Raw genomic sequence first — 14,274 nt, 5'->3', positions numbered from 1 at the left:
GGAGAGTGACAAGTTATGTACGGTGGTTATGGATTATTTAGTCTTTTTGATCCAACCTTTATTTTAGTGATTATTGGTTTAGTCATTACCGGTGCTGCTTCCGCTTATGTAAAATCAACATATGCAAAATACGATGAAGTTCGTAGTCGCAAAGGCGTGACTGGGACAGAAGCTGCTCGCTATATTTTACAAAACCAAGGAATCAATGATGTCGGTGTGACCCAAATTTCGGGAGATTTAACCGATAATTACAATAGTGGCAATAAAATGTTGAGTTTGTCGGAATCAACCGCACAATCAACATCAGTTGCAGCGATTGGTGTAGCCGCTCACGAGTGCGGTCATGCGGTTCAGGATGCTAAACATTATATACCGATGAAGATTCGTGGTGCGATCGTTCCTGTTGCAAACTTAGGATCTACCTTGGCCTTTCCTTTGATTTTAATCGGCGTGTTTATGAGCTGGAATCAAACCTTGATCAATATCGGGATTTTTGCTTTTTCATTGGCTTTATTATTTCAAATAATCACTTTGCCAGTGGAATTTGATGCTTCAAGAAGAGCCTTGAAAATTTTAGGTCAAGGGGATTTGTTAGATAGTGAAGAACTAGCAGCAGCCAAAAAAGTACTATTTGCGGCAGCTTTGACTTATGTCGCTGGTGCGATGGCGACTTTCTTGCAGTTATTGCGGCTAGTCATATTATTTGGCGGTAACAATCGCCGAAATTAACACTGAATTTTTTTACAAATTTCAAACCTGTGGTATGATGAAAAAGAGGGGCGAAAACTATGAAAAATTCAACAAAAATCAAAATTGGTGTCAGTGCTTTAGCTGTTGTCGGTGTCGCAAGTGTTGCAGTGGTTTCTGGGAAGGTCATTGAAAAAGCCCATCATCTGTCAAACCGTTGTAAAGTGAAACGGTTCGTCAATGATAAATTCGATGGTAGCGAAAGACTTCTAGGAATCGTGGATAAATTATCAGATGAAGATTTAGAAAATCTGATGAATATCCTAGCAAAGATAAAGGTCGGCAAAAAACGTGTATCTGTTTATGGTGAATCCATCAAAGACAGTACAGAAGATTTAAAAGATCGTTTGTTCCAATTTGTTGATAAAATGATGTAAAATTTTGAACCAGTGGATAATTTCCATTGGTTTTTTTGTTATAGTAAAAGAAAATGATTATTGGAGTTTTTATGGAAAGAATCAGTTCGTTTAATCAAGCAGAAAAAGATTTTTTTATGATGGAAGCCATCAAGGAAGCAAAAAAAGCGGAAGCCATCGCCGAAGTTCCCATCGGAGCAATCGTCGTGTATCAAGGTGAGATTATCGGTCGCGGACATAATTTAAGAGAGCACAGTCAAGATGCCACCAGCCATGCTGAAATGTTTGCGATTCAAGAGGCTTGCCGAAAAATTGAAAGCTGGCGCCTAGAAGAGTGCCAACTTTTCGTGACGCTAGAACCTTGTCCCATGTGTAGTGGCGCAATGATTTTGGCACGAGTGGAGGAAGTTTATTTTGGGGCAGCCGATCCGAAAGGTGGAACTGCCGGAACCTTGATGAACTTGCTGACAGATCAGCGGTTTAACCATCGAGCATATGTAGAAGGCGATATTTTAGCTGAAGAATGTGGCACTTTATTGACCAATTTTTTTAGACAAATTAGAGCTAAGAAAAAAAAGACTGGTCAAAAAGAGTAGTTTTTGTTATACTAACTTTTGCCGAAAGGCTAGGGCAATGGCAGGCTTGTGAATTGTGTCAGATCCGGAAGGAAGCAGCACTAAGCAGGATCTGCTATGTGCCTGATTATATTGTTGATTCAGCATCTTCGTTGGAAGGTGCTTTTTTTGTTGTACAAAAATTTGAAAGCTACATGAAAGAGGCGTAGAATTAAGGGCAACTTAAGAGGAGGGTTTTGAAAATGCAAGAGAAAAAAGCTTTTCATATGAATGGATATGTTGGTTTGTTAGGCTTGGTGATATTATTTGTTGCCGGGGGCTTATTGTTTTTACGGGGAACCTTGAGTGAAAGTAGCAGCTTGGTAGTTATCGGGATTGTTTTGTGGATTATTACAGTTCTGTTTTTAAGTTCGTTAACGATTGTCGGACCGAATCAAGCCAAAGCAGTTTTATTTTTTGGAAAATATTTAGGCACGATTAAGGATAATGGCTTGTTTATCACAACTCCTTTGACCCAAAAAACCAATATTTCAATGAAGGTACGTAACTTTAATAGTTCATTGTTGAAGGTTAATGATTCTGACGGTAATCCAGTTGAGATTTCAGCAGTGGTTGTGTTTAAAGTAGTCGATACGGCGAAAGCTTTGTTTGATGTTGATTACTATTTAGATTTTGTCGAAATCCAAAGTGAAACAGCGATTCGTCATATTGCCACTCAATATCCTTACGACACCTTTGATGAAAATGATTTAACTTTGCGGGGAAATACTGAAGAAGTTTCTGAAAAATTGGCGTTAGAATTACAAGAACGTCTAGCAATTGCTGGTGTAGAAGTCGTGGAAACCCGCTTGAATCATTTGGCTTATGCTACTGAGATTGCCAACGCAATGCTTCAACGTCAGCAAGCCAAAGCAATCTTATCTGCACGACAAACAATCGTGGAAGGTGCAGTGACCATGACGCAAATGGCTTTAGAACAAATCGAAGCTGGTCAACAAATCGCTTTTAGCGACGATAAAAAAATTCAATTGATTAATAATTTACTGGTGTCTATTATTACCGATAAAGGAACTCAACCAGTGATTAATACTGGCGATGTGGACAATTAGCGAGGTGACCAATGAAAACTTTATACATTAAGCAAAAAGTCTTTAGTATTGGCGAAAAATTTACTGTCACTGATGAAAATCAGCAACCACGATTTTACGTGAATGGTAGCTTTATGAAGATTCCAAAAACTTTTGAAATTACCGATGAACAAGGCCGAGAAGTCAGTAAGATCACTAAGAAAACCATCAGCCTATTACCAAAATTCTTTGTTGAAATTGACGGTAAAGAAATGGTGGAGATTCAAAAGAAACTGACTTTTTTAAAAGCCAAGTATGAAATTAATGCTGATGGTGTCAGTGTTGATGGCAATTGGTGGGACATGGATTTTAGCGTTGAACGTAAAGGAAAAACCTTGGCAGAAATTCACAAAAAATGGGTTTCGTGGGGCGATACCTACGAAATTAAAATATTTGATGAAGACTATTTAATTATGATCTTGTCGATTGTAATTGCCATTGATCGGGTAAAAGCAGATGAATCAGCGAATAGTAGCTCAGGTTCTAGTAGTTAGAAATAGCCGGGAAAGTGATTAGCTTTCTCGGCTTTTTTCGATCTTTAATAATTGGGCTTTGATGGCTAAACCTTTTTCACCAGAACCGGAATAGCCAGTTAATTGACCATTTTTTCCTAGGACGCGGTGACAAGGGACAATGATTGCCAGGGGATTGTTGCGATTGGCTTGACCGATCGCTCGGACAGCTTTTGGTCGGTCGATATTTGTCGCTTGTTCTTGATAGCTGCGGGTTTCTCCATAAGGAATGGTTTGTAATTCCCGCCAAGCAGCTTGTTGAAAAGGCGTGCCACTTAAAAATTTTATTGGTACGCTAAAGTCAATTCGTTCGCCAGCTAAGTAGCCGATGATTTCATCTTTGGCTTGCAATAGAATCGCTTGATTAGCCTCAGCAGTTTCAGGAATTTCACTGTAGGAAACCTGCGTCAAGCTAGTTTCATCAGCATCTAACCAAATCGGACCAAGAATAGAAGAAAATTTCATGGCAATGGCTCCTTTACTTCGGGATTTTTATAACTCTATGGTACTATAAAAACAGTTTAAACTAGTGAGAAAGAGGCTTGTTATGGAAAAAATTAACATTTTACATACGAATGATTTGCACTCCCATTTAGAAAATTGGCCTAAAATTCGCCGCTTTTTATTGAGTCGTAAACAAGCGGAAACTACCGATGGTCCAATTATTACCGTGGATTTAGGTGATTTTGTGGATCGCTGGCATCCTTTAACTGAAGCAACCAATGGTCAGGCGAATGTCCAGCTAATGAATCAGATTCATTATGATGCTGCCACCATCGGTAATAATGAAGGGGTGGGCAATTCAAAAGCGGAATTAAACCATCTATATGATGAAGCAAATTTTGATGTTTTATTAGATAATTTATTTGATAAAAATACGTTACAACCGCCGGAATGGGCGCAACCAAGTAAAATAATGACGACAGAAAAAGGGACCAAAATTGGCTTAATCGCTTTTACTGCGCCTTTTCCATTGACTTATAATCCCAATGGCTGGGATATTCGCCAAGAAACGGATATTTTACCCCGCTTGGTGGCAGATATGCGTCCGAAAGTGGATGTACTAATTTTGCTGAGCCATTTAGGGATTAGTGTCGATCGCCGCATTGCGGTAGAATTTCCTCAAATCGATTTGATTTTAGGTTCTCACACCCATCATTTATTTGAAAAAGGCGAAAAAATCGGCAATGTTCAGCTGGCGGCTGCTGGAAAATTCGGTCAGTATGTCGGTGAAGTCGATCTCTACTTAGATGATGATCATAAGATTGTTAAGACCAAAGCCGATACTTTTGCGACAGCTGATATGTTGGCATTACCAGAGGATGAAGAAGAAATTGCTGGCTATTTTGCAGAAGGGCATCAGTTATTAGCAGAAAAGACCGTCGCTAAGATTCCTTTTGAGATGACCCAAAAACCTTTTGGCGATCATCCCATGATTAAATATGCTTTGAAGGCAGTGGAAGAATCCGCAAATACAGAGGCGGCTATTTTGAATACCGGTTTATTTTTAGCAGATTTACCTAAAGGGGTCGTCAACCAAGATCAGCTCCATGAAGCTTTGCCTCATCCGATGCATTTAATCAAAGTAACTTTTAGCGGCAGTGATTTGATTCGTTTGATTTTTGAAATGGAAAAGAATCGTCATTTTCTAATTCAATTTCCTGTGATGGGCATGGGCTTTCGTGGAAAGGTTTTTGGTCATTTGGTGTATGACGGTATCGAATATGACGCCGTTAATCACCAAGTCCGTTATTTAGGTGAGCTGGTGGATCCGGCTGGTACGTATAGTATTGTTACGGTGGATCATTTTATGTTTGTCCCCTTTTTCCCAACGATTGAAATTGCTGGTGATTATCAATTTTTATTTCCGGCTTTTATTCGGACAGTTCTGGGAGACTATCTCCATCGTTACTACCCAATCCAATAAAAACAAGGTATAATAACTTTCAGGTGGTGAGAAGATGTCAGAAACAAAAGAAAAAAATGTCACAGATGAAATGACATCTGTACTTGAAGAAATCGTAGAAACCCCCGTTGAAGAAAAGAAAAAAGGTGAGTTGGTAACCATGGTAGACGACAAAAATCTACTGGTAGGCGAACGCCAATATCAACTAGTAAAAAATTATCGTGACGGCTTTGATGCCGACATGTTAGGTGAACGCTTCAGCGATGTCTTGAGTCGCTATGATTATGTCGTAGGTGACTGGGGCTATGAAAAATTACGTTTAAAAGGTTTCTTTAGAAGTGATGATCGTAAAAGCAATCCCGAACAACGGATTGATACGTTAGAAGACTATTTATATGAATATTGTAACTTTGGCTGTGCTTTTTTTGTGATTGAGCGGACTGGTGGTAAAAGAAGTAATGCCAATCGTAAGAAACGTAAACGACCAAAAAATAAAAAAGTGACTAACCAAGCCTACACAGAAGAAAAAAAGGTGGCTGTTAGTAATCAATCCAAGAAAAAACCAGTGATAAAAAATCGCAAACCGAAAAAAGAAACAACTAGTAAACCAAAAGAACAAGATAACCAAGGTCGTTTTGTGATTCGACAAAGAGAAGAGTGAGTATGTGAAATATCAAGGGTATTTAATTGATTTAGATGGAACCATCTATCGCGGAACAGAGCCGATTCCAGCGGGACGCCGCTTCGTAGAAAGCTTACAAAAACAAGAAATTCCGTTTTTATTTTTAACCAATAACACAACGAAAACTCCAGCGATGGTGGCTAGTCGTTTGAAAAATGAATTTGCGATCAATGTACCGGAGGAAACGGTGTATACCGCTACTTTGGCAACGATTGATTATATGAAGGATTTACATTTAGGCAACAAGGTTTATATTATCGGTGAACCCGGTTTGGTTGAGCCGATTTTGGCAGCTGGTTTTGTTTGGGATGAAGAAACTCCAGACTATGTAGTAGTTGGCCTAGATACAGAATTAACGTATGAGAAATTTGTCAAAGCTACTTTAGCCATTCAAAAAGGCGGGAAATTTATCGGCACCAATCCAGATAAAAATATTCCGACAGAACGTGGACTTTTACCAGGAGCTGGTTCTGTGATTGCCATGGTGGAAGCTTCGACGCAACAAAAAGCGACTTACATCGGTAAGCCTGAAGCCATCATCATGGATAAAGCCATCGAAATTCTCAATTTAAAAAAATCAGAAGTCTTAATGGTAGGGGATAACTACACGACGGATATTCTAGCAGGAATCAATAATCAAGTTGATTCACTTCTTGTCTTATCAGGCTTTACTCAAAAAGCTGAAGTAGCCACTTTACCAGAAGCACCGACATATGTAGTGGATTCTTTAGATGAGTGGTCATTTGAATAGCTGGAAATGGCTGGAGCGATTAGGTTTAATTTGTTGGATTTTTACCTTGTTGACTTTAGCGATTACTTTAACGATTAATGCTCGTTGGTTATATAGCTTTTCGGTGGATCATTTAAATGTGTTGGACTATGTAACTTTTTCAAAAAATCAACTGATGAAAAACTTCGATCAGCTGATGCATTATTTGAATTTACCTTGGGTAGATCAATTAAAGATGTCTGATTTTCCAGTCTCTGAAAGTGGTGCCGTGCATTTTGTAGATGTGAAAAAGTTATTTCTACTGAATTATGGTGTGTTAATTGTGACCATCATTCCCAGTATTTTTTATTTGCGTCATTTAGTGAAGACGAAGCGTTTATGGACCATGCAGCGACCCTTTAAAATTGCTTTTGTCATTCCTTTGGTAATTGCAGCTGTTGGTGCGTTGAATTTTAATCAGTTCTTTGTCTTATTCCATGAAACGTTTTTCAGTAATGATGACTGGATATTTAATCCGGTGACTGATCCGATTATCAATGTGCTACCAGAAGATTTCTTTATGTATTGTTTTATTTTATTTTTTGTATTACTAGAGGTATTTTTCTTGGTGCAGATTTTCATTGGCAAACGTTCTTTAAAAAGAGATGTCTTGTAAGCGACGAATTTTCGTTGCTTTTTTTTTGCAAAAAATCGGTTGACCCTCCACTTAGGGGAGATTATATCCTAGTAAATGAAAGGGGCGGTCGATGATGACAATCTGTGTCGAAGCAAAAAATCTAACCAAAAAATATGGAGGGAAAATAGTTGTAAAGGGCTTAAGCTTTTCAGTCAAGGCAGGAGAAGTTTTTGGGTTGTTGGGACCTAATGGCGCTGGGAAATCTACTACAATTGAATGTCTCCTAGGTATTCGCAAACTGGATGCTGGAGAAGCTAAAATTTTCGGTAGCAATCCTAGAAAGAATCGTCAGACTGTTTTTCAAAAGGTCGGGGTTCAGCTGCAATCATCCAGTTATCAGGACATGATTCGGGTGCAAGAATTGTGTGAAGAGATGGCTAGCTTGTACGAAGCGCCAAGAGACTATCGAGAATTGCTGACATTATTTGGTCTTGAACCATTCTTGAAACAAAAAGTAGCAGATTTATCAGGTGGACAAAGACAAAAACTTTCAATTATTTTAGCCCTCATTCCGCAACCGCAAGTGATTTTTCTAGATGAGCTAACGACTGGCTTAGATACTGAAGCGCGGCGAGAAGTTTGGCAAACGTTGTTAGATCTAAAGAAGCAAGGCTTGACGATTATTTTGACAACTCATTATATGGAAGAGGCTGAAATGTTGTGTGATCGGGTATTTTTAATAAAGGATGGGCAAAAAGTGATCACGGGTGAAGTGGAGGAAGTCATTCAACAAACAATGTACGACAATTTAGAAGAGGCGTATCTTTTTTATATGGGAGGGAACAAGCATGCATAGTTTATTAACCTTAACAAAAATTCAAGGGAAATTAGCGACGCGAACATTGGATGGCATTATTTTTGGGATTGGTATGCCTGTTTGTGTATTACTTTTGATTGAGATGATTGCTGGCAATCATTCGGCAAACGGTGCGGATTATACTTTTTTAGACAGTAGTTTTGCGTCTTTGTTGGCTGTCGGTATCTGTGCAACAGCTTTTATGGGGATTCCGCTGACGATCTGTGATTATCGGGACAAAAAGATTTTGAAACATTTTTTTGTGACGCCGGTTTCTCCGCTGGTAGTTATATTGGCGCAATTTATCGTAGCAGCCTTGACCGCGATTGCTTCAGCGGTTATCGTGATATTTGTAGGGATTGTCTTCTTGAATTATCAAATGCAGGGCAGTTGGCTAAAATTAATTGGCGGCTACTTTTTAGTGATGTTCAGTATGTATGGTTTAGGTTTATTGATTGCTAGCTTGTGTAAAAATTTGAAGATTGCTAACGTTGTTTGTACTTTTGTTTATTTTCCAATGTTGTTTTTATCGGGAGCGGTGATTCCTTTTGAATTATTTCCTAAGGTAGTTCAACAGGTCGCTACTGTTTTACCTTTAACCCAAGGTATCAAACTTTTAAAGAGTATCACTTTGGCGCAGCCGTTAGAAAATCAAGGGATGATCATTAGCTACCTAGTCCTTCTAGGTATTCTCACCTTCGTTGTGGCAATCAAAATTTTTCGTTGGGAGTAGATGAGATGGAAGAAGAAAAATTATATCGGATCGGCATGTTTTCTAAAATGAATCAAGTGACGATTAAAACATTGCGCTATTATGATGATATTGGCTTGTTGAAGCCACGTTTTATTGATCCTGATAATGGTTATCGCTATTATAGTGCAGGTCAAGTAGGACAGTTGCATCAATTATTGGCACTAAAAAAGATTGGTTTTTCGATTGAAGAAATTCAAGCCAGCACCCAGGGGAAAGCAGAGAATAATTTGCTGCAGCACAAAAAGGTCCAACTTTTACGGGAAATTGCCGAGAAGACTCAAATGTTATCGATGATTGAAAGCTATATGCAACAAGATTATTTGCAGACTTATCACATGGTGGAAAAGAGACTGCCAGAAGTGATTATTGCTTCCGTTCGCAGAACAGTCAATACTTATCAGGAACTTTTAACCGTTGTGCCAGAAATGGGGCGCTTAATGGAACAAGCTGGTTGTGAATGTCGGATTCCTGAATATTGTTTCAACATTTATCACGATCAGGAATATCGCGAAAGTGAAATTGATTACGAAATTTGTGAAGCGGTCACCGAAATGAAGGCCGATTTTGGCGAGTTGAAATTTAAGATAATCGAAGAAGTGCCACGAGCTGTTTGTACGATGCATCGAGGCGCTTATGAAAATCTACCACAAGCCTACGCAGCGATATTGAATTATATTGAAGCCCATGGTTTCGAAATAGCTGATTTGCCGCGAGAAAATTATATTGACGGTATCTGGAATAAAGAATCGACTGAAGAATGGCTGACAGAAATTCAAATACCAGTAAAATAAAAATGAGACAGCGCTAGAAAAAAATCTAGTGCTGTCTCGTTTTATTTCATTGAGCCATCTAATTTTTGTGGTTCTTCGTGGGCCAAACGACTGGCCGCCGCCGCCGCAATTGCGCCCACTAAGTCATCTAAAAAAGTATGAACATGAACACCATCATGGCTGTTTAATTTTTCTAAAATCCCTGGTTTGACTTTGTCGATATAGCCATAGTTAGTAAAACCAATAGAACCAAACACATTGACGATCGATAACGCCATGATTTCATCAATGCCATACAAGCCCTCATCTTCCTCGATGATTTCCTGCAAGGGTGAGTCTAGTTTTTTTTCTTCGGCTAATTTATCCAGTTGCACACCGGTAATAATCGCATTGTGGACTTCTCGTTTAGTCAACACTCGATCAACGCTGTAAGCACATTGTTCAAGGGTTAAATCCACCACATAATCTTTTTGTAAAAAGAAAACCAATTCGGCGATGTCGTTGATTGAAACACCTCGTTCTACCAATAAACCGCGAGCAAATTCTTCTAAATGATCTGTCTCAAAAACCATATCAATTCTCCTGTTCTTTTAGTTTTGGAAATAAGCTGGTACTGTGGACGGGTTGACGTCTTGTTTTAGGATCATTATAAAATAGCGCATTGTTAATGGCTGTCGGTGCTTCACCAAAACCAGTAGCAATTAGTTTTACCTTGCCATCATAGTCGACAATATCACCAGCAGCAAAGACGCCTTTTAAGGAAGTCTCCATATTTGAAGCCACTTCAATCCCACGGCGAGAATTGTCAATTCCCCAAACTGTCAAATGATCCAATGAAGAAGTAAAACCATAATTGACCATCAAAGTATCGACGTCTAAAGTTTCAAACTCATCTGTTTTAGCTTTTTGCAAAGTAATTCCCGTTAAATTTTGTTCACCATGGAGTTCTTTAATTAAATACGAGGTATATAGCTTAACAGTTGAATTTTTTAATTTTGTCACACTGTGTTCATGCCCCCGAAATTCTGGGCGGCGATGAATTAAGGAGACTTCTGCAGCAATTGGTTCTAGCATTAAAGCCCAGTCAATCGCCGAGTCACCTCCACCAGCAATCGCAACTTTCTTGCCAGCATATTGCATCAAATCATTTATATAGTAAGCAATCCCATTATTCTCAAAGTAATCCGCTTTTTCCACTTGTAATTTTCGTGGCTGGAAAGAACCGTTTCCTAAGGCAAGGATGACCGATTTACTATAATGAACGTCTTTATTGGTGGTCAAGATAAAGTAATCTTCTTTTTTTTCTAAATGTATGACTTCTTCAGCTAAACAATAAGTATGAGAAAAAGTTTGTAGCTGTTCTTCTAAATTATGAATCAGGTCACCGGCTTTAATTGCAGGAAATCCTGGGATATCATAAATATATTTTTCGGCATAGAGTGTGGTTAACTGTCCGCCAAGCTGTGGTAAAGAGTCGATGATTTTAGTTTTTGCTTGTCGAATTCCAGCGTAAAAAGCGGCATACATACCGACTGGTCCGGCTCCGATAATTGTTACATCATATATTTCCATAGCAAACTTCCTTTCGAGCTCTTATTGTAACAAATCTTTTATGAGAAATGAATTAATGTGAAATCTGGCGAAAATCTGATAAAATATAATCAGTAAAATTAAAGGAGGAAATTAATTTGTTTCCACAATTAAACATTGATGCTCATTTTGGTCCAAAAGCAACAATCAAAACCAATATGGGAGATATTAAAGTCGCATTATTTATCGACGAAGCACCAAGAACAGTTCAAAACTTTATTGAATTAGCTAACAAAGGTTACTACGATGGTGTAATTTTTCACCGTGTTATTCCTGATTTCATGATTCAAGGTGGCGATCCAACCGGTACTGGTATGGGTGGCGAAAGTATCTATGGTGCAAAATTTGAAGATGAATTTTCACAAAAATTATTTAACGTTCGTGGTGCATTATCGATGGCAAATGCTGGTCCAAACACTAATGGTAGCCAATTTTTCATCGTAAACAACCAAAATGTACCAGATAATATGTTAGGTCAATTGGCTGATGCTGGTTTCCCAAATGAAATTGTCGAAACTTATAAAGATGGTGGAACACCTTGGTTAGATGGTCGCCATACTGTTTTCGGTCAAGTCATTGATGGAATGGACGTTGTCGACGCCATCGGTGCAGTGAAACGTGGACCACAAGATAAACCAGTCAACGATGTAATCATCGAATCAATCGAAGTAGAATAAAAAATAATGCCCCTCAAAAGTTGGTTTTTAAGTCAGCTTTTGAGGGGCATTTTATTTAGATGAATTAATTTTTACAAACATTTCTTGATGCGCTCTAAACCTGCTTGCAATGTTTTTAGCGGACAAGCAACATTTAAACGCATATGATGGGCGCCACCAGAACCATAGCTAATCCCCGGATTTAAAACGACTTTTCCTTCATGAACCAATTTATTTTCTAATGCCTCATCAGTTAAACCATATTCAGAAAAATCTAACCACAAGAGATAGGTTCCTTCCGGCTGCATGATCTTGACTTTTGGAAGATTTTCAGCAAAGAATTCTAAAGTATAAGCAATGTTTTTCTTTAAATAAACCAGCAATTCGGCTAGCCATTCTCCACCGGTTTCATAGGCGGCTTGCATGCCCACCATTCCAAAAGTATTGACCTCGTGTTGGAAGTTCATCTGTTGATATTGTTCCAAGCGTGTCTTCAAGGCAGGATTTTTAACGATGGCTACAGCACTTTTGATGCCAGCTAAATTAAATGTTTTAGTGACTGAAGTAAATTTAATCGCAAAGTCATCGAAGGAACCGGCTGTCAGAAATGAAGTCATTTCGGCTGGTTTAAATACTAGATCTTGATGAATCTCATCTGCCAACACGATAACATGATATTTTTTACATAGTTCGCCTAATTGTGTAAGTTCCGCTTTCGACCAGACACGTCCACCGGGATTATGGGGGTTACATAGAATAAAAGCTTTGATATTTTGCTTTTTGAATTTTTCTTCCATATCAGAAAAATCCATTTTAAATTGTCCCTTTTCTTCAATTAAACGACTACGGACCAATTTTCTTTTATTTCGTTTTACAATGTCAGCAAAGGGTGGATATACGGGATCGTGAATCAAAACAGCGTCATTTGCTTGTGTGAAGGTTTGAATCGCCGTTGTAATTCCTGCTAATACACTAGTGAAAAGTAAAATATTCTCAGTGGTTAATGATAAATTATATCTTTTCTTCTCCCAATTTATCAAAGCGGAAAACAAGTCATCACTGGCTGCTGTATAACCAAAAATTCCGTGATTCAATAATTTTTGATAGCTGTCAATCACCCCTTCAGGAGCTTTAAAATCCATATCGGCAATCCACAAAGGAAGTAAGCCACTTTCATTGTGCATCTTATTAATTTCGTCCCATTTAATACTTTGTGTTCCGGTCCGATTAATTTCTTGATCAAAATTTACCATAAAAAAAATCCTCCTATTCGTAACATGACCTCTCTCATTAACAGTATACGTTTTACAAGCAAGAAATAGTAATAAAAAATGCTTTCTTCTAAAAAACTATAATAAATTAAACTTTTCAAGTATAATGAAAAAGCGAAGAGAGGGAATCAAATGAGTTATAAAATAGGACAAGTTATCAAAGGAAAAATTACCGGTATTCAGCCATACGGTGCATTTGTATCATTAGATGATCAGACACAAGGACTAATTCATGTATCCGAAATCCAATCTGGCTACACTAAAAATATTCATCAATATTTAAATGTCGGTGAGACAGTCAAGGTTCAAATCATTGATATTGACGAGTATACTGAAAAAATCAGTTTGTCTTTACGAACTTTAATGACGCATCCAGCACCGCCATCTTTGCATCGAAAAAGATACTTTACCAACCGTAACAAGCATATCGGTTTTCGTTCATTAGCAGAAAACATGCCTATCTGGACAAAAGAAACCTATGAAGCATTACAAGAAAATGCTGCTGCGAAAATAAAAGATGGAAACCAATGATATTTTTCATTTGGAAATTCCATTTTTTCAGAAAAGATGTTACAATGTTTTAACCAGTAAAACTTAGAGGTGAATATTGTGACAAAACAAATATCTGGAACGATTATGTTACATCTGGAAGATGGTTCAAAACGTTTTTTAGTTCACGAAGATGGAAGTACGAAAGAATTCGCTCGCACGGATACCCAAACTGGAAACACTGTTTTAGCAAGCTTTTTGAACTTTTTGAAGGAAAAGTTGCTAATTGATGTCAACAATATTAATTTAATGGAGCTAACAAATACGCAAAGTAGAGGACAAAGCATGCCGCTTTATGTATTTGAAATGCAAGGTACAACCACCGCTTTACCCCAAGATTATTTTTGGGAAACACCAGATAGTTTGAGAGAAATTTTAAGCAGTGTACAAATTGAAGGCGTACCATTATTTAAATAAAATACTGTGAAATCTGGAAAGAAAAATTTCTTTTCAGATTTTTTTATTTTTTCAGAAAAAAACTATTGACGGACTGTAAATGAAATGATAATCTAACTAAGCTGTCAAATGACGAAGGCAAACAATTTGAAATGATTTAAAAAGTTTCGAAAAAAATATT

Annotated in this window: 19 protein-coding genes and 1 other RNA gene; 16 read left to right on the top strand and 4 right to left on the bottom strand. The window is 37.9% G+C overall.

Annotation, left to right across the window (positions count from 1 at the left end; translation table 11 throughout):
* Positions 1-15: 15 nt before the first annotated feature.
* From KUA55_RS16625 to KUA55_RS16600, 6 genes are all read left to right on the top strand, one after another.
* A complete protein-coding gene (locus tag KUA55_RS16625) occupies positions 16-729 on the top strand; it encodes a zinc metallopeptidase (RefSeq protein WP_218327523.1) in 714 nt (237 codons plus the stop codon).
* Between the two features lie 59 nt (positions 730-788).
* A complete protein-coding gene (locus KUA55_RS16620) occupies positions 789-1,124 on the top strand; it encodes a hypothetical protein (RefSeq protein WP_218327522.1) in 336 nt (111 codons plus the stop codon).
* Positions 1,125-1,195: 71 nt separating this feature from the next.
* Positions 1,196-1,699, top strand: coding sequence for a tRNA adenosine(34) deaminase TadA (gene tadA / locus KUA55_RS16615; protein ID WP_218327521.1), 504 nt, complete (start codon positions 1,196-1,198; stop codon positions 1,697-1,699).
* Between the two features lie 21 nt (positions 1,700-1,720).
* An RNA gene (ffs, locus tag KUA55_RS16610) (signal recognition particle sRNA small type) lies at positions 1,721-1,819 on the top strand.
* A gap of 101 nt (positions 1,820-1,920) precedes the next feature.
* Positions 1,921-2,787, top strand: coding sequence for an SPFH domain-containing protein (locus tag KUA55_RS16605; RefSeq protein WP_218327520.1), 867 nt, complete (start codon positions 1,921-1,923; stop codon positions 2,785-2,787).
* 11 nt (positions 2,788-2,798) lie between these two features.
* A complete protein-coding gene (locus KUA55_RS16600) occupies positions 2,799-3,299 on the top strand; it encodes an LURP-one-related/scramblase family protein (protein WP_218327519.1) in 501 nt (166 codons plus the stop codon).
* Positions 3,300-3,317: 18 nt separating this feature from the next.
* Here KUA55_RS16600 and KUA55_RS16595 read toward each other — a convergent pair whose 3' ends face one another.
* On the bottom strand, positions 3,318-3,782 hold the full coding sequence (locus KUA55_RS16595; protein ID WP_218327518.1) for a methylated-DNA--[protein]-cysteine S-methyltransferase: 465 nt from the start codon (positions 3,780-3,782) through the stop codon (positions 3,318-3,320).
* An 82-nt stretch (positions 3,783-3,864) separates the two neighbouring features.
* Between KUA55_RS16595 and KUA55_RS16590 the strand changes: the two genes are divergently transcribed.
* The 7 genes from KUA55_RS16590 to KUA55_RS16560 all read left to right on the top strand — a co-directional run bounded on the left by KUA55_RS16590 (position 3,865) and on the right by KUA55_RS16560 (position 9,652).
* Positions 3,865-5,244 carry a bifunctional metallophosphatase/5'-nucleotidase gene (locus KUA55_RS16590; RefSeq protein WP_218327517.1) on the top strand — a complete coding sequence of 460 codons (1,380 nt, stop codon included), beginning with the start codon at positions 3,865-3,867 and terminating at the stop codon, positions 5,242-5,244.
* A 34-nt stretch (positions 5,245-5,278) separates the two neighbouring features.
* The gene (locus KUA55_RS16585; RefSeq protein WP_218327516.1) at positions 5,279-5,884 is read left to right on the top strand and encodes a YutD family protein; all 606 of its coding nucleotides are present in this window, start codon (positions 5,279-5,281) and stop codon (positions 5,882-5,884) included.
* Positions 5,885-5,888: 4 nt separating this feature from the next.
* Positions 5,889-6,656 (top strand): TIGR01457 family HAD-type hydrolase, encoded by a 768-nt coding sequence (locus KUA55_RS16580; protein ID WP_218327515.1) that lies wholly within the window; start codon positions 5,889-5,891, stop codon positions 6,654-6,656.
* On the top strand, positions 6,637-7,290 hold the full coding sequence (locus tag KUA55_RS16575; protein WP_218327514.1) for a TIGR01906 family membrane protein: 654 nt from the start codon (positions 6,637-6,639) through the stop codon (positions 7,288-7,290). Before KUA55_RS16580 ends, KUA55_RS16575 begins: the two co-directional genes overlap by 20 nt.
* Positions 7,291-7,384: 94 nt before the next feature.
* Positions 7,385-8,107, top strand: coding sequence for an ABC transporter ATP-binding protein (locus tag KUA55_RS16570; protein WP_218327513.1), 723 nt, complete (start codon positions 7,385-7,387; stop codon positions 8,105-8,107).
* The gene (locus KUA55_RS16565) at positions 8,100-8,840 is read left to right on the top strand and encodes an ABC transporter permease (RefSeq protein WP_218327512.1); all 741 of its coding nucleotides are present in this window, start codon (positions 8,100-8,102) and stop codon (positions 8,838-8,840) included. The genes KUA55_RS16570 and KUA55_RS16565 overlap by 8 nt, the downstream gene beginning before the upstream one ends.
* Positions 8,841-8,845: 5 nt before the next feature.
* Complete coding sequence (locus KUA55_RS16560) at positions 8,846-9,652, top strand: MerR family transcriptional regulator (protein ID WP_218327511.1); 807 nt, start codon at positions 8,846-8,848, stop codon at positions 9,650-9,652.
* Between the two features lie 41 nt (positions 9,653-9,693).
* Here KUA55_RS16560 and KUA55_RS16555 read toward each other — a convergent pair whose 3' ends face one another.
* The gene (locus tag KUA55_RS16555; protein WP_218327510.1) at positions 9,694-10,203 is read right to left on the bottom strand and encodes a phosphatidylglycerophosphatase A family protein; all 510 of its coding nucleotides are present in this window, start codon (positions 10,201-10,203) and stop codon (positions 9,694-9,696) included.
* 1 nt (position 10,204) lies between these two features.
* Positions 10,205-11,203, bottom strand: coding sequence for an NAD(P)/FAD-dependent oxidoreductase (locus KUA55_RS16550; RefSeq protein ID WP_218327509.1), 999 nt, complete (start codon positions 11,201-11,203; stop codon positions 10,205-10,207).
* 110 nt (positions 11,204-11,313) lie between these two features.
* Between KUA55_RS16550 and KUA55_RS16545 the strand changes: the two genes are divergently transcribed.
* Positions 11,314-11,898 carry a peptidylprolyl isomerase gene (locus KUA55_RS16545; RefSeq protein WP_343214738.1) on the top strand — a complete coding sequence of 195 codons (585 nt, stop codon included), beginning with the start codon at positions 11,314-11,316 and terminating at the stop codon, positions 11,896-11,898.
* Between the two features lie 71 nt (positions 11,899-11,969).
* On the opposite strand, the gene KUA55_RS16540 is transcribed toward KUA55_RS16545, so the two are convergent.
* A complete protein-coding gene (locus tag KUA55_RS16540) occupies positions 11,970-13,130 on the bottom strand; it encodes a MalY/PatB family protein (protein ID WP_218327508.1) in 1,161 nt (386 codons plus the stop codon).
* Positions 13,131-13,280: 150 nt separating this feature from the next.
* Here KUA55_RS16540 and KUA55_RS16535 point away from each other — a divergent pair, with 150 nt between their 5' ends.
* Together KUA55_RS16535 and KUA55_RS16530 are read left to right on the top strand one after the other, a co-directional pair.
* On the top strand, positions 13,281-13,679 hold the full coding sequence (locus tag KUA55_RS16535) for a CvfD/Ygs/GSP13 family RNA-binding post-transcriptional regulator (protein ID WP_218327507.1): 399 nt from the start codon (positions 13,281-13,283) through the stop codon (positions 13,677-13,679).
* Between the two features lie 78 nt (positions 13,680-13,757).
* On the top strand, positions 13,758-14,114 hold the full coding sequence (locus KUA55_RS16530) for a hypothetical protein (RefSeq protein WP_218327506.1): 357 nt from the start codon (positions 13,758-13,760) through the stop codon (positions 14,112-14,114).
* Positions 14,115-14,274 lie beyond the last annotated feature (160 nt).

The organism is Enterococcus alishanensis, from assembly GCF_019218635.1.
Lineage (GTDB): Bacteria > Bacillota > Bacilli > Lactobacillales > Enterococcaceae > Enterococcus_A > Enterococcus_A alishanensis.
Note: the sequence above shows the minus strand (reverse complement) of the source record. Positions and strands in the feature narration are given on the sequence as shown.